Genomic DNA, 14,523 nt, shown 5'->3' on the forward strand with positions numbered 1-14,523 from the left:
CGGCCCGGGTGGGCCCGTGGGACGGCTACTTCTGCCAGCCCACGGTCTCCGGCAGCGGAGTGCCGAAGATGGTGGCGCCGACGTTGGCGAGGCCCTTCTTCACGGCGTAGATGGACGGCCCGCTGAACAGGGGCAGGAAGGCGTACTGCGCGAGTTCCTTGCGCTCGATGGCGTTGGCCTGGGCGGTCTGCCGGTCCGGGTCGGAGATCGAGGCCGCGGCGTGGATCTCCTTGTCCAGGTCGGGGGTTCCGGCGCCGGTCAGGTTGGAGTCGCTGTCGGTGCCGTAGAACTGGTAGAGGTAGCGGGCGCCGAAGGGGTCCGTGGACCGGTTGCCGGACAGGAAGAGGTCGAAGTCCCGGTCGCCGAGGATCTTCGCGAAGTCCGCTTCGTCGGCCTTCTTGATCTCGAGCTGGATGCCGACCGGCTTGAGCATCGCGGCGAACGCGTTGGCCGTGGCCTTGTCCAGAGGGTCGTCGCCGAGGAGGGTGTAGCCCACGCTGAGCTTGGTGCCGTTCTTCTCGCGTATACCGTCACCACCCGGCTTCCAGCCGGCGGCGTCCAGGGCCTTCTTCGCGTCGTCGGGGGCGTAGTCGATCAGCGGGGAGATGTTGTCGCTGTAGCCCTTCTGGAAACTGAAGAGCAGGGCCGAGCCGGGCAGCGGTTCGGAGTAGTCCAGGCCCTGGAACTGGATCTTGGCGATTTGTGCCCGGTCCACGCTCTTCAGCAGGGCCTCGCGGACGTGGACGTCGCCCAGGACCGTCGACTTGGTGTTGACGTAGAGCGAGTACTCGAAGGGGCTGCCGCCACGGCGGATCTCGGTTCCCTTGACGCCGCTGATCTGCTTCAGGCCCTCGGCACTGCCGGTGGCGGCGTAGTCGACCTGCCCGTTCTTGAAGGCGTTGAGTGCGGCGTCCGAGTCCAGGTTGACGTAGATCCGCTTGTCGAGCTTGCCCTTCTTGCCCCACCACTTGGGGTTGCGGACGAAGGTGAGGTTGCCGCTCTTGGTGTCGAGCGTGCCCACGGTGTAGGGGCCGGCGCCCCATTCGGGGTGGGCCTTCTTGACATAGGCGTCGTTGAAGGCGCCGACCGTGGCGGCCTTGGGGTGCAGGAAGGTCGTGAACAGGCTGGACCACCAGGGGTCGACACCCTTGAACTCGATGATCGCCTGCTTGTCGTCGGTGCCGCGGGTGACCGAGATGATGTTGCGGTAGCCCTCGGTGTTGCTCGCGTTGTAGTCCTTGTTCGTGCCGTTGTTGGCCTGCCAGGTCGCCTTGACGGCGCTCCAGTCGATGGGGGTGCCGTCGTTGTAGGTGGCCTTGGGGTTGATGGTGAGGACGACCCGCTGGTTGCCGCCGGTGGTGGTGACCTTGACGTCGCTGAGGTAGTCCGGGTTGTACTGCACTTCGCCGGTGGGGGAGTACGTGATGACGTCGGGGTTGTACCAGAACCAGATGCGGGAGGCGGTGAGGGTCGCGTTGGCGTTGAAGGGATTTCCCTGGTCGTCGAAAGTACCGGGGGTGGTGTAGGTCCCGCCGTCCTTGATGTTCTCGTACGGCTGCGGGTTGTAGTCGACCTTCGCCGAGGCCACCGCGGGCGTCGCCGCCTTGTCGGTGGGCCTGCCGGCCACAGGGGCACCGGACCCGGAGGAACTGCAGGCGGTGGCGGCCAGCGCGAGGGCCGCCACGAGCGCGGCTGTGGGGGTGATGTGCGATCGCATGGGGGAGTGGTTCCGTTCCTGTGTGGAGGCGTGCGGCACCGCGGGGCGCGATGCCGGCGGGGTGGGGGGGCCTTGATTCAGCGGGCGTGGCAGGCGTGCCGGTGGCCGGAGCCGGCTGCCGCCGCGCCCAGGGCGGGCCGCTCGGCGCGACAGCGTTCCCGCAGCGCCTCGTCGAGCGTCCGGTACAGGGGACAGCGGCCGACGAAGACGCAACCTGGCGGCAGATCCGATGCGTTCGGCTGCTCGCCCTCCAGCACGATGTGCTCCCGTGATCGCTCGACCCGTGGGTCGGGGACCGGGATCGCGGAGAGCAGGGCCTCGGTGTAAGGGTGCCTGGGGTCGGCGAAGAGATCCTCGGTGGCGGCTGTCTCGACGATGTGGCCGAGGTACATGACCGCGATGTGGTCGGCCACGTGCCTCATCACCGCGAGGTCGTGCGCGACGATCAGGTAGGCGAGGCCCAGTTCGCGCTGGAGTTTCGCGAGCAGGTTGACGACGCCGGCCTGCACGGAGACGTCCAGCGCGGACACCGGCTCGTCGAGCACCACGATCTGCGGTTCGGTCGCCAGCGCCCGGGCGATGCCGACCCGCTGGCGCTGCCCACCGGACAGAGCGGCCGGGAAGCGGTCGGACACCGACGCCTCCAGCCCGACCAGGTCGAGGAGCTCGGCCACGCGTGCGCGGATCGCCGCACGGCCGGCGCCCACCGCCTGCAAAGGCTCGGCGAGCAGGTCGAAGACCGGGAGCCGGGGGTCGAGGGAGCCCATGGGGTCCTGCATGACGATCTGCACCGCGCGGCGCAGCTCCCGCGCCCGCTCGGCGGAACCCGGCCCGGCCACGTTCGTGCCCTCGACCTCGATCAGCCCGCGCTCGGGCGCTTTGAGGCGCATGATCTCCAGCAGGGTGGTGGTCTTGCCGCTGCCGGACTCGCCCACCAGGCCCAGGGTCCGGCCCGCCCGCAGCTCGAAGCCGACATCGGCGACGGCGTGCAGCGTGCCGACACGGCGCCTGAGCAACGCGCCTGTGGTGACGGGATACGTCTTGGCCAGGCCGGAGACGCGGAGCACCACCTCACCGGGGGAGCCGGCGGTCCGCTCCCCGGCGTCCGCGGCGGCGGGGAACAGCGACTCCCTCGCCAGGCGGCCGTCGGCCACCTCGTCGGCGCGCAGGCAGGCCACCCGCCCGTGGCCGGCGACGGGGGCCAGCGCGGGCTCCTCCGTGCGGCAACGGTCGACCGCGGCCGGGCAGCGGTCCGCGAACGGGCAACCGGCCGGCATCCGCAGCAGCGAGGGGGGCTCGCCGCCGATCGGCACGAGAGCCCGGTCGGCCCGGACATCGGGCCGGGGCACCGCGCCCAGCAGCCCGATCGTGTAGGGCATGGTGGGGTGGCCGTACAGCTCCTCGGCCGCGGCCTGTTCCACGATCCGGCCGGCGTACATCACCGCGACCTCGTCCGCGTAACCGGCCACCACCCCCAGGTCATGGGTGATGAGTACGACACCCGCACCGGTCTCGGCCTGCGCGGTGCGCAGCACGCCCAGAATCTGCGCCTGCACGGTCACGTCGAGGGCGGTGGTGGGTTCGTCGGCGATGATGACCGACGGTGAGTTCGCCATGGCCAGGGCGATCACGACGCGCTGGCGCATGCCGCCGGAGAACTCGTGCGGGAACGACCGTGCCCTGCGGTGCGGTTCGGGGATGCCGACCAGGTCCAGCAGATCGACCGCGCGCTTCCACGCGGCCTGCCTCGTCAGGTCCTGGTGCACCCGCAGTGCGTCGGACAGCAGCCTGCCCACCGAGAAGATCGGGGTCAGCGCGGACAGCGGGTCCTGGAAGACCATGCCGATGTCCTTGCCGCGCACCGCGGACAGCTGCCGGTCGTTCAGTCCTACCAGGTCGCGGCCGCCGAGCTGTACCTGCCCCGACAGCCGGGCGGTCTCCGGCAGCAGGCCCATGATGCCCATCGCGGTGGCGGACTTGCCCGACCCCGACTCGCCGACGATGCCGAGGGTCCGCCCGGGCAGCACGTCGAAGCTGACTCCCCGCACGGCCGGGACCGGACCGGCCTCGGACGGGAAGGAGATGTGCAGGTCGCGCACCGACAGCACCGGTGCCGTGGTACCGGACGCCGTGGCGGGGTGTGTCCGAGGGGTGGTGAACGTCATCGCCGGCCTCCCGAGGCCCCGGTGGCCGACGTGGGGTCGAGGGCGTCGCGCAGGCCGTCGCCGATGAGGGTCATCGACACCGTCAGCAGCACCACCAGGCCGGCCGGATAGCCGAACAGCCAGGGAGCACTGGTGATGGTCCCCGCGCCGTCGGCGAGCATGGTGCCCAGTGACACGTCCGGCGTCTGCACACCGAAACCGAGGAAGGACAGGGCGGTCTCGCTGAGCACGGTGGCGACGACTCCGAGGGTCAGGTTGACGATGAGCAGGGAACCGAGGTTGGGGATGATGTGCCGCATGACGATCCGCCACGGCCGCACGCCCATGAACTCGGCGGCCAGCACGTAGTCCCGCTCCCGCAGGGATGTGGAGACCGCCCAGATGACCCGTGCCGTGGACATCCAGCCGAACACGGTCAGCACCAGGATGAGCACGCGCCAGTCGCCGGCGAGGTGGTGCGAGACCAGGGCCAGGATGAGGAACGACGGCACGACGAGCAGAAAGTGGATGACCGTCAGGGTCAGCTTCTCGACACGCCCACCGAAGTACGCGGCGCCCGCGCCGATCACGGCGGCGAGCACGATCGTCAGCACCGAGACGCTGACCGCGATCGCCAACGAGCGCTGCAGGCCGTGTACGGCCTCCGCGTAGACATCGTTGCCACCCTGGTTGGTGCCGAAGTAGTGCGTCGCGCCGGGGGGCTGGGTGAGTGCCGTGAAGTCGGTGTCGGTGTACGCGAAGCGCGTGAACAGGCCTCCGAACACCGTGAAGAACAGCAGGAGCACAAAGAGGGTCACCCCGAGCAGGGCCCCGCGGTTGCGGGCGAACCGCCGCAGGTACAGCAGTCCGCTGCCGAGCCGGAGCGCGGCGGCGTCGTCGAGCGGCTCGGGCAGGGGAGTCACCGTGGTCGCCATCTCAGCTCACCCGTACCCGCGGGTCGAGGAGGACGACCGCGACATCGGCCAGGATCGCCCCGACCGCGGTCATCGCGGCGCCGAAGGCCGCCACGGCGACGGCGCCGTGCACGTCGTTCTTGGCGAGTGTCTGGATGAAGTACTGGCCCATGCCGTTCCACCCGAAGACGGTCTCGGTGATCACCGCGCCGGTGAAGATCGCCGGGATGCCGAACGCCACCGACGTGGCCGTCGGGATGAGCGAGGCGCGAAGTGCGTGCCGCCGGATCGCCTGGGCACGCGTCAGGCCGGTGGCGCGCGCGGTGCGTACGAAGTCCGCGTTCACGCTGTCCAGCAGCAGCGAACGCTGGGTCAGGTGGTAGCCGACGTAGCCCAGCAGGGTCAGGCTCGCTGTCGGCAGGATCAGGTGCTGGAACCGGTCCGTGACCGTCGGCCACAACCCTTTGACAGTCGGGGACTTCTCCCCGGCGACGTACAGGAAGCGCCACCCGAGGTGCTGGTTCAGCCAGATCCCGGCCAGGACCACCGCCAGTGCCGCGACCGCCGCCGGGACGTTGAACAGGAACACGGAGGCGAACTGGGTGATCCGGTCCCACCAGCCGTACTGCCGGGACGCGCTGAACACACTGAGCGCCACACCCAGGACCACGGACAGGAGCGTCGCGGCAGTGACCAACTGGCCGCTGACCACGGCCCGGAAACCGATCTCCGAGTTCACCGACACACCGACCGGTGACTTTCCCCAGTCGAAATGCAGAACCACGTCGCTGAACCAGTGCCACCACCGATCCGCCAGCGGGACCCGCGGATCCAGGCCGTACGGCGCCAGAGCGCGGTCGATCTGCTCCTCCGTCCGGACCGGGCGCAGTCCCCGGTAGTTGGACCTCGGGTCGAGGAACCACGCGGCCAGCACATACGTCACGTTCGTGGCGACCACGATCATGGCGAGCCATCCGGCGGCCTTGCTGATCAGGTGACGGAGCACGAGTGTGCCTCCCTCCGGATGTGGGACGTGCCGGCGACGGTGTGGGGGTCCGGCGGGGGTGTGCCGGTTCTGGGCATGCTGGCGCTGCTTTCTGACATGGTGAAGTGCGCGTACTCGGTCCGCTGCGACGGTGCGCTGGTGTCCGGGCCTGTCGTTTCCTGATCGGGGACCGACAACACAAGAGTCTGGAGTCGTGATCGCGTCCGCCACCAGACTTCACAGTCGTCCGCCATACGAATGCAACGCCGACGTCACGAACGGGCCGCCCGCGGCAGTGGCTCTGCACCCGGCCGCGTCCGGATGCCGGACAAGCCGTACTTCAGGCCTTCGACGTCGCCTTCGACGGCCGTCGCACTCCTCAGTGCACGGACTCGTCCCCGACCCGTACCAGACCGCTCTCGTAGGCGAAGATCACCGCGTGGATCCGGTCACGGAGGCCGAGTTTGGTCAGGATGCGGCCGAGGTGGGTCTTGACGGTGGTCTCCCCGATGAAGAGGCTGTCCGCGATCTCGCCGTTGGCGAGTCCCCGGGCGGCCAGGGAGAGGACTTCTCGTTCCCGTTCGGTGAGAGCCGACAGACGGCCGCGCTGGGCGGGCGCGGACGCGGGGGCTTGCAGGACGAAGCGTTCCACCAGGCGCCGGGTCAGCGAGGGCGCCACCATGACCTCTCCGCGCAGCACCGCACGGACGGTCACCAGGATTTCCTCGGCGGGGGCGTCCTTGACGAGGAAGCCGCTCGCGCCGGCACGCAGGGCGGCATAGGCGTACTCGTCCAGGTCGAAGGTGGTGACGACGAGGATCCGGGGGCCTTGGGGCTGGGCGCAGAGATGCTCCGTCGCGGTGAGCCCGTCGAGACCGGGCATGCGGACGTCCATCAGGACGAGGTCCGGCTCCAGGGCGGCCACGCCGGCGATCGCCGCGTCGCCGTCGGCGGCTTCGCCCACGACGGTCAGATCGGGCTGGCTGTCGACGACCATCCGCAGCCCCATCCGGATCAGCTCCTGGTCGTCGCAGATCAGCACACGGGACGGCGGCGGCGGGGGAGCCGGGGTCGGGGTCGGGCCGGTCATGCGGTCTCCGCAGTGAGTTGGGGCTGCGTGGGGCGCAGGGTGGCGGCGACCTTGTAGCCGCCGTCGGGAGTGGGCCCGGCGGTCACACTTCCGCCGTACAGCGCGGTGCGTTCGCGCATGCCGGCCAGCCCGCGACCGGAGGAGAGCAGCGGGGCGGGGCGTTCGGCGGCGGTTGCCCTTCCGGTTCCTGCCGAGTTCTCCACCCGGACCCGGACCAGGCGCCCGGGCCCCTGGGTACCGGTGTCGACCCGTACGTGGATCGAGGCGTCCGGCGGCGCGTGCTTGACGACGTTGGTGAGCGCCTCCTGCACGATGCGGTGCGTCTGCACGGTGAGATCCGCGGGAAGGCCGGATCCGTCCCCGTGGAGTTCCAGGACCGCGTGCCTGCCGCTCGCGCTGAGGCGTCCGACCAGTCGCCGCAGATCCGCCGGGAGGGACGCGGCGGCCCCACCCGGATCGCAGCCGTCGGCCGAGGCGTCGGCGCCGGGCGTGCGCAGCACCTCCAGCAGCCGCCGCAGTTCACCCAGGGCCTCACGGCCGGTCGTGCTGATGACGCCGAGGGTGCGGTCCACGACAGTGGGGTCGACATGGCGCATCAGCCTGCCGCCCTCGGCGTTCAACACCATCACGCTCATACTGTGCGCGAGTACGTCGTGGATCTCGCGGGCGATGCGTGCCCGCTCCTCGGCGACGGCGACCTGGGCCAGGGCGAGGCGCTCCGACTCGGCCAGCGCGGCCCTCCGCTCGAACTCGGCGACGTAGGCCCGCCGGGCACGGACGTATTCGCCGAACACCCATGCACCGCCCAGCAGAAGGCCCACCGTGAGCGGGGTGAGCCAGGCAGCACGAGCGCCCGTGCCCGCCGGCTCCCGCTGCCATGCGGGAATCCACAGCAGTACGAGGACGGTGGCACAGACCACCGTCGCCGCGGACCGGCGCAGGCCACGCACCGTGAGCGTGGCCAGGACCGCGGCCAGGGCGACGGCGCCGCGTCCCGATTCCTGTCCCCACACCTGTCCGAGGTTCTGCGCCCAGAACCCCGCCGTCACCAGGGCCGCGACGAGCACCGGCCGACGTCGGCGCGCCAGCAGGGGCAGCACCAGGGCCATGTAGACGCCCGTCTGCACCCAGACCGGCCGCCAGCCCGGCTGCGCGTGGATCACCGGGGGCATGGCCACCACCACGACCAGCAGCAGGTCCGCCAGCCACGGGTGGCCGCGCCGCAGGCGGGGCAGGGTCTCGATCAGCCAGTGCACCACCTCACGCTACGGTCGGGGCCCGCCGCGCCGCATCGTCCTCCGGGGCGCCTCGGGGTCCTCCCGTGGTCGTACACGCACCGGCCGGGAACACGATGTGCGGCTCCTCGGGACGCTTTCAGCATGTCCGTCATGTCGATCACCACCGAGTTCCTCAGACGGCCCCTCATGACCGGCGCGGTATCCGCCAGTTCCCGGCGGCTGGCGTGCGCGATGACCGAAGGCATCGGTCTGGAGAGGGCCGGCCTCGTTGTGGAGCTCGGCCCGGGAACGGGGGTGTTCACCGATGCGATCCTCGCCCGGCTCGCGCCCGACGCACGACTGGTCGCGGTCGAGCTCAACCCCGTGCTCGCGGCCCGGCTGGCGGCCGGTCGGCGGGACCCGCGGCTGACCGTGGTACGAGGATCGGCGGCCGAGCTGGCCGCCGCGGTGGACGAGCCGGTCGATGCGGTGGTGTCCGGGCTGCCGTGGACGGTCATGCCGCGCGAACGCCGCGCGCACATCCTGGACGCCGTGACCGAAGTCCTCGTACCTGGCGGCCGGTTCACCACCTTCGCGTATCTGCACGCGGCCTGGACCCCGCCGGCCCGTCACTTCGCCGCCGAACTGGCACACCGTTTCGACCGGCTGGAGCGCTCGACGGTGGTCTGGCCGAACCTTCCGCCTGCTTTCGTGCACCGGGCGACCCGGAAGCGGTGATCGTGAGCAGGACCGTGAGCGTGACGGCCGCGACGGGACAGCACCCTGCCCTGGTCCCGTTGCGGTGCCGGCCTCCCTTGCGGAAGGCCGGCTTCGGCTTGGCGCGAGTCGGCCAGCCGGAAACGCTCAGCAGACCGGGCACGACGGTTCGGCCGGCGCGGTACGCGCCGTATGCCCATCGCCCGACGTCGGGCCGCGGGCCTTGGCCGAACAGCACGTCGCGCCTGGTTGGCACCGGCCTGGCCGGAGCGCCGACCATCCCGGCTTCGACGCAGTGACACGCCGGGCGATGAGCCCTGCGTGTCACTGCGACGAGGCTGTGGCTACCTCGCTGCCGTCACCGTCAGGCCTGGGAGCCGGTCGCGACCGTCAGCGGCGCCGACTCCACCGTGCGCGACGTCCCGTCGGTCCACGTGCCGGTCACCTGGACGGTCACCTTGTCGTGCAGGTACTTGCCCAGCAGGTGGAACCGCGCGTCGGTCGCGCCCTTGACCGGCTTGCCGTTCACGAGCCACTGGTACCCGAACGTGGCGGACGGGGTCCACTCGCCGGCGTCGGCCGTCACGAAACCGCCGACCTTCGGCGAGCCGACGATGGTCGGCGTGCCCGGCTCCTTCAGGAGGAAGTGGTAGAAGGTGACGTTGCCGTCGGCGTTCGGGTCGGGCTGCTCGCGGTTGAGGATGTTGAGGGTCGTGCCCTGCGGCGTCTTCAGGAACGACAGGCCCTCGACCTCCTGCGGGTAGGGGGTCTTGAGGGTGAAAAGGTTCTGGACCTCGCCGGTCGTCAGGTTGGCGCGGGAGATGTTCTTGCCCGCGTCGTTCGAGGCGAAGTACATCCAGCCGTCGTGGATCTTGCCGCCCTGGGCCTGGTCGACCGACTGCGACAGCGGGATGTAGCGGTTGAAGCTCCAGTCCTTCAGGTTGTAGACGGCGATCTCCGTCGCCTTGTTGTAGGCCATGCCGTAGGCGAGGCCCTTGCTCGTGTCGACGGCCACCCAGCTGGCGATGTCCTGGACTCCGTGCGGCGGGCTCAGGGGCGCGGCCTCGCCGGTGAAGCTCAGGCCGGCGGCGTTGTAGGTGGCGAAGACGGGTGTGTCGTAACGGCCGCCGGTCACCGCGTCGCGCGTGCTGGTGTCGAGCGAGATGTAGAGCTTGCCGTCGGAGTAGTCGATGTCGCCGATGTGGTTCAGGCCCTTGTAGGCGAACGGCGAGGGATTGAACAGCTCGGGGGCGATAGCCGGCGAGGTCTTGAGGATGGTGTTGTAGCGCAGGTCGGTGATCTCCAGCTCGTTGCTGCTGGAGAAGTACCAGTGAGTGCCGTCGGTGGTGACGCCCTGCATGCGCGAGCTCCCGGCGTTACCGGTGAACACGTCCTTGCCGATGAGCTCCCACGTTTGCGCCGTCTGCGCGGACGCCACCGCGGGTGCGGTGTCCGCGTGCGCGGCCCCCGCAGGAACCACTGCCACGGCCGCGCCCACGAAGGCGAGCCCGGAAACGAAGGTCCTTCTGGTGAAACTTCCCACGACGACTCCATGTCTTGCGCCGGCGGAGCGACTCGCTCCGCCCTGTCCGCCTCAGTCCTACAAGGCCGAGTTGACTCAACCTTGACCGCAGCATGACCGCGCAGCCAATCGCACACACCTGGCATAAGGAGCCCTCTGTGGCGCCGGTCAAAACGGTGACGCGGTGGCCGCCAAACGTATGTCCGGCTGCGCGGGGGCTACGCGGGCAGAGGACGGTCGGCGATGACGTTTTTCATCACGAGGGTGGAGGTCAGCCGCTGAACGCCGGGCAGGCGGACGAGCTGTTCGTCGTAGAGGCGCTGGTATGCGGCGATGTCCGCGGCGGCGACCCGGAGGAGGTAGTCGGGTTCGCCGAACAGGCGCTGGGCCTGCAGGACGTTGGGGATGGCGGTGACCGCCTCTTCGAAGGCGGTGACGGTGTTGGCGTCCTCCCAGCGCAGGGTGGCGAAGACGAGGGTCTCGAAGTTCAGCCCGACGGCGGCCGGGTCCACGGTGGCGCGGTAGCCGCGGATCGCGCCCGCACGTTCGAGGTCGCGCAGCCGGCGGTGGCACGGCGAGACGCTCAGCTGTACGCGGGCGGCGAGTTCGGTGATCGTGAGACGGCCGTCCTGCTGCAGCTCGGCAAGAATCTTCCGGTCCATGGCATCCATGGAGAATATTTTCCCTCAGGATCCGGGATTGCGGGGTAAATAAAGGAACCCTTTCGGGCGAATTCGGCCTAGCCTTCTTCACGTAATGAACTAGGGAAGAGGGCAGATCCCATGGACACGACCACGCTGGTGGCCTTTCTGGCGGTGGATCTACTGCTCGTGCTCACCCCCGGCGCGGACTGGGCCTTCGCGATCTCGGCAGGCCTGCACGAACGCGCGATACTCCCCGCGGTGGGCGGGCTGATCGCCGGATACGCGGGCTACACGCTCCTGGCCGTCGCAGGCCTGGCCGTGATCGTGGCCGATTCGCCGACCGCTCTCACCGCATTGACCGTCGCCGGTGCCGGCTACCTGGTGTGGCTGGGCTGGAATGTACTGCGCCGGCCCACCGTGCCGATGACCACCGAAGAGACGGCCGGCACCTCGCGGATGCGGATGATGCTCAAGGGTGCCGGAATCAGCGGCCTGAACCCGAAGGCACTGCTGCTGTACTTCTCGCTGTTCCCGCAGTTCATCGACACCACCGGCGCCGGCTGGCCGGTGGCCGCGCAGACCGGCCTGTTCGGCACCCTGCACATGACCGCCTGCGCAGCCGTTTACCTCACCGTCGCCGTCCTGGCCCGCACGGTGCTCAAGACCCGACCCTCCGCGGCCCGGGCGGTCACCCGCGCCTCCGGCGCCCTGATGATCCTCATCGGCCTCTTCCTGCTCGCCGAACGCGTGGCCGCTTGACCCGCCCGAAAGAGGACAACCCGAGAACACCCTGATCCAGCCGGAGCAGGCAAGCGACGCGGCCCTGGCCCTGTGCGGAGAGGACGGTGAAGTCCCTTCACCTTCGAACTCAAGACCAATCCGATCGCGTCCGCCGTCGGCGACCGCATCGAGGCCATCGACGGCGTCCTGATGTCCCGGACGGACCTTGACCGTGTGCCGGCCGGAGGCGCGGCGTTCAGGCGGCCGTGAGCGCACGCCCGTCGCCACCGAACATCGGACCCGGATCCGCGTCACCGGTCCCGCCCCCTGACCACCCCGAGGAAAGAACTGCCCCCATGGAACTGTCCGCAGTGATCGCCTGCGCGGCGATCGCCTTCACCCTGATCGCGGTGTCCAGCCCTGGCTGGGCGTGTGTTCCGGCGGCCGGCGCCCACGACCGCGTCGTCCTGCCCGTGGTCGGCGGCATCGCCATCGGCTACGCCCTGATCACCACGCTCGTGGTTCCCGGCCTTGGCCTCCTGGTCACCGCCAACTCCCTGGCGTTCAGCGCACTCACCGTGGGCGGCGCCGCCTACCTGGTATACACCGGCGTCCGCGTCCTCACCGCCCCAGCCGAACCGGGATCCACCCATGCCGGCAGCAGCCCAGCGGCCTCCGCACGACATCTCCCCGGCCCGGCGCATCAGGTTCAGCGCCCTGACCCTCAAAGGCCTGCTGATCTTCCTGCCGCAGTTCACCCAACCCACCACGCGTTGGCCGGCGTCCGCGCCCGACTCCACTTCCCCCTCGGCCGAGCTGCCGGCCGTGTCCTGGGCGCCCGCGACCGCGCCGCCCAGATCGCTGTAAAAGTCGCGGTTGCCACGACCATCCTCGTCGGATCCCCACGACGACAGCCACCCCGTACGGCATGCCGAGCCCGCCTCACAGACAAAGGCCAACGCACGACACCGCCCCCTGCCGCACTACGACCTGCCGACTCACCTGCGGGCATCAGGCCCGTACACCTCCTGGCCGCTCTTGCCGTCGGAATGCTGCTGCCGGCGCAGGGACGCATCACCGGGGCCCTCGGGGTGCGGCTGAAGGACGGGCCACAAGCCGCGCTCCTTGCCTCGATCGCAGGCTTGTTGCTCGTTGCCGTGATCGCCCTGGCCGCCCCCTCGACGCGCCGCTGTGTGGCACGCATCCCGGACGCAGTGCGCCGTCGAGCAGCCTTCCCCAGGTGGGCGCTGCTGGCAGGCGTACCAGCCGCCTACTTCATCTTCACCCAGGGCGTGGTGGCCGGGGTGACCGGAATCGCCTTGTTCACCATTGCGTTCGTGGCCGGGCAGACCCTCGGCGGGATCGGCGTCGACCTGTGGGGCATCGGACCGGCAGGCCGACGGCACATCACCTGGCCACGCGCCACGGGCTCGGTGGTGATCGTCGCCGCCGTTGTCCTCAGCGTTGCCCCCGGCGGTACGGGCACCGGCTCGACTGGCACCATGCTGCTGCTCCTGCTGCCCTTCACCGCGGGGCTGGCCAACGGCGTGCAGACGGTCATGAACGGCCTCCAGACCGCCCACTACGGCAACTTCGTGCCCGCGACCCTCATCAACTTCATCGTCGGCGTTCTCGTCCTGGCCATCCCCGTCACCGTCCGGAGCATTGCGGACGGCGGCTGGTCGACGCCCCCTGCGGACCCGTGGCTGTATCTGGGCGGCCCGCTCGGCGTGCTCATCGTCGGCCAGTCCGCCTACCTCGCCAAACACCTCGGCGTGCTGCTGACTTCCCTCGGGCTGATCGCCGGGCAACTGCTCGGTGCGCTGGCCATCGACCTGATCTGGCCCGCCTCGCTCACCAGCGGATTTCCTTGGCAGGAACTCGTCGGCACGCTTCTGGGCGTCACGGGTGTAGCCCTTGCCTCCCTCGACCGCCACCGCCGACGAGCAGGCTTCAGCGATCACAAGCGACGGCAGGCTGTCCCAGAGGAGGCGGCACCCGATGAGCACCACTCCTCGCACGGCCGTGAGCGGGGAGGCCGGTGACGTCGGGCAGGCTTCGCTCCGGTTCTCCACACGAACCGGGCACAACCTGGTGGCTGAACAGCCGGGCGGCCGCACCGCCCTGACCGACGACGGCGGAACGCGGGCCAAGAGGACAGCACGACTGTCTAGAGACGGCCCCGCATGGCTGTGGCCAGTCGCCGTGCGATCTGCTCGCGGTCGTCCGAGCTCGCGGTGTGGGCCTTGATCCCACAGAAGTCCCCTTCACGGCAGGGGAACCACAGTTCGCCGTGCATCGTGGCGTACGTGGCGCCCTCGCCGAATCCGCTCACCGGATCCCCGATCTCAGCCACGCTCTCATACTGGGCCTTGGGAAGCACCGCCGCGAAAATTGCCTCTCTGAAGCCGTCCTTGGTGCTTGAGGCCGACCAGACGCAACCACCGAACACGTAGTCCTGCTTGCCACCGTCATTCGGGCCGATCGCCGCAGCGACCTCCTCTCGAGTGAGGTACTTGCAGCTCTCGTTGCCACCGGGGTCCTCCCCGCCGGCGTCCATGGTGGGAAGACTCACCGAACTCGGATGATCCGCCGGGCCGGAAACAGCCGAGTTGCCGCTTCCGCACGCTGTGACCACAGCCAGCACGGTGACGAGAATCGCCGTGTGCGCAATCCTTTTGAAGGCCTTCACGGTCCATCCTTTCGTATTCGGGTGCAACGGAATGAAAATTGCGGTGTCGCCAGGCGCGTCACGGCGATCACCGGAGCGGCAGGGTGACTTCGCGTGGCGCCCCCGGTACCCCCCTCGGATTCCTGGGACAAACTCAAGGACGTTCCTTGCGCTCAGCGCAG

At 69.8% G+C, this 14,523-nt stretch carries 12 protein-coding genes; 3 read left to right on the plus strand and 9 right to left on the minus strand.

The features are described from left to right. Positions 1-25: 25 nt before the first annotated feature. The 6 genes from ACIP9H_RS38290 to ACIP9H_RS38315 all read right to left on the minus strand — a co-directional run bounded on the left by ACIP9H_RS38290 (position 26) and on the right by ACIP9H_RS38315 (position 8,106). The gene (locus ACIP9H_RS38290) at positions 26-1,717 is read right to left on the minus strand and encodes an ABC transporter family substrate-binding protein (RefSeq protein WP_401592771.1); all 1,692 of its coding nucleotides are present in this window, start codon (positions 1,715-1,717) and stop codon (positions 26-28) included. Between the two features lie 77 nt (positions 1,718-1,794). Further along, entirely contained in the window at positions 1,795-3,882 is a 2,088-nt protein-coding gene (locus tag ACIP9H_RS38295) for a dipeptide ABC transporter ATP-binding protein (protein WP_401592773.1), read from the minus strand. Beyond that, positions 3,879-4,796 (minus strand): ABC transporter permease, encoded by a 918-nt coding sequence (locus ACIP9H_RS38300; protein WP_401592775.1) that lies wholly within the window; start codon positions 4,794-4,796, stop codon positions 3,879-3,881. The genes ACIP9H_RS38295 and ACIP9H_RS38300 overlap by 4 nt, the downstream gene beginning before the upstream one ends. Position 4,797: 1 nt before the next feature. Further along, on the minus strand, positions 4,798-5,739 hold the full coding sequence (locus ACIP9H_RS38305) for an ABC transporter permease (RefSeq protein WP_401592887.1): 942 nt from the start codon (positions 5,737-5,739) through the stop codon (positions 4,798-4,800). Positions 5,740-6,139: 400 nt separating this feature from the next. After that, positions 6,140-6,850, minus strand: a complete 711-nt coding sequence (locus tag ACIP9H_RS38310) for a response regulator (RefSeq protein WP_401592777.1) — start codon at positions 6,848-6,850, stop codon at positions 6,140-6,142. Then, positions 6,847-8,106: a sensor histidine kinase gene (locus ACIP9H_RS38315; protein ID WP_401592779.1), complete on the minus strand. Its 1,260-nt coding sequence runs from the start codon at positions 8,104-8,106 to the stop codon at positions 6,847-6,849. Before ACIP9H_RS38315 ends, ACIP9H_RS38310 begins: the two co-directional genes overlap by 4 nt. Before the next feature lie 132 nt (positions 8,107-8,238). Between ACIP9H_RS38315 and ACIP9H_RS38320 the strand changes: the two genes are divergently transcribed. Beyond that, positions 8,239-8,805 (plus strand): class I SAM-dependent methyltransferase, encoded by a 567-nt coding sequence (locus tag ACIP9H_RS38320; protein WP_401592781.1) that lies wholly within the window; start codon positions 8,239-8,241, stop codon positions 8,803-8,805. 343 nt (positions 8,806-9,148) lie between these two features. On the opposite strand, the gene ACIP9H_RS38325 is transcribed toward ACIP9H_RS38320, so the two are convergent. Next, complete coding sequence (locus ACIP9H_RS38325; protein WP_401963555.1) at positions 9,149-10,327, minus strand: hypothetical protein; 1,179 nt, start codon at positions 10,325-10,327, stop codon at positions 9,149-9,151. A gap of 197 nt (positions 10,328-10,524) precedes the next feature. After that, positions 10,525-10,977: an Lrp/AsnC family transcriptional regulator gene (locus ACIP9H_RS38330; RefSeq protein WP_401592785.1), complete on the minus strand. Its 453-nt coding sequence runs from the start codon at positions 10,975-10,977 to the stop codon at positions 10,525-10,527. Between the two features lie 111 nt (positions 10,978-11,088). Here ACIP9H_RS38330 and ACIP9H_RS38335 point away from each other — a divergent pair, with 111 nt between their 5' ends. Together ACIP9H_RS38335 and ACIP9H_RS38340 are read left to right on the plus strand one after the other, a co-directional pair. Then, on the plus strand, positions 11,089-11,709 hold the full coding sequence (locus tag ACIP9H_RS38335; protein ID WP_401963558.1) for a LysE family translocator: 621 nt from the start codon (positions 11,089-11,091) through the stop codon (positions 11,707-11,709). Between the two features lie 317 nt (positions 11,710-12,026). Beyond that, a complete protein-coding gene (locus tag ACIP9H_RS38340) occupies positions 12,027-13,715 on the plus strand; it encodes a LysE family transporter (RefSeq protein ID WP_401592789.1) in 1,689 nt (562 codons plus the stop codon). A gap of 125 nt (positions 13,716-13,840) precedes the next feature. Here ACIP9H_RS38340 and ACIP9H_RS38345 read toward each other — a convergent pair whose 3' ends face one another. Next, positions 13,841-14,362: a hypothetical protein gene (locus tag ACIP9H_RS38345; RefSeq protein WP_401592791.1), complete on the minus strand. Its 522-nt coding sequence runs from the start codon at positions 14,360-14,362 to the stop codon at positions 13,841-13,843. Between the last annotated feature and the right edge of the window lie 161 nt (positions 14,363-14,523).

This window comes from Streptomyces sp. NPDC088732 (genome assembly GCF_044751205.1).
Taxonomy (GTDB): domain Bacteria; phylum Actinomycetota; class Actinomycetes; order Streptomycetales; family Streptomycetaceae; genus Actinacidiphila.

Excerpts from the sequence above, each read along its gene's own strand:
- ACIP9H_RS38340 (WP_401592789.1), top strand. The coding sequence starts at position 12,027 with ATGGAACTGTCCGCAGTGATCGCCTGCGCGGCGATCGCCTTCACCCTG.
- ACIP9H_RS38295 (WP_401592773.1), bottom strand. The coding sequence starts at position 3,882 with ATGACGTTCACCACCCCTCGGACACACCCCGCCACGGCGTCCGGTACC.
- ACIP9H_RS38290 (WP_401592771.1), bottom strand. The coding sequence starts at position 1,717 with ATGCGATCGCACATCACCCCCACAGCCGCGCTCGTGGCGGCCCTCGCG.
- ACIP9H_RS38305 (WP_401592887.1), bottom strand. The coding sequence starts at position 5,739 with ATGATCGTGGTCGCCACGAACGTGACGTATGTGCTGGCCGCGTGGTTC.
- ACIP9H_RS38310 (WP_401592777.1), bottom strand. The coding sequence starts at position 6,850 with ATGACCGGCCCGACCCCGACCCCGGCTCCCCCGCCGCCGCCGTCCCGT.
- ACIP9H_RS38320 (WP_401592781.1), top strand. The coding sequence starts at position 8,239 with ATGTCGATCACCACCGAGTTCCTCAGACGGCCCCTCATGACCGGCGCG.
- ACIP9H_RS38330 (WP_401592785.1), bottom strand. The coding sequence starts at position 10,977 with ATGGATGCCATGGACCGGAAGATTCTTGCCGAGCTGCAGCAGGACGGC.
- ACIP9H_RS38335 (WP_401963558.1), top strand. The coding sequence starts at position 11,089 with ATGGACACGACCACGCTGGTGGCCTTTCTGGCGGTGGATCTACTGCTC.
- ACIP9H_RS38300 (WP_401592775.1), bottom strand. The coding sequence starts at position 4,796 with ATGGCGACCACGGTGACTCCCCTGCCCGAGCCGCTCGACGACGCCGCC.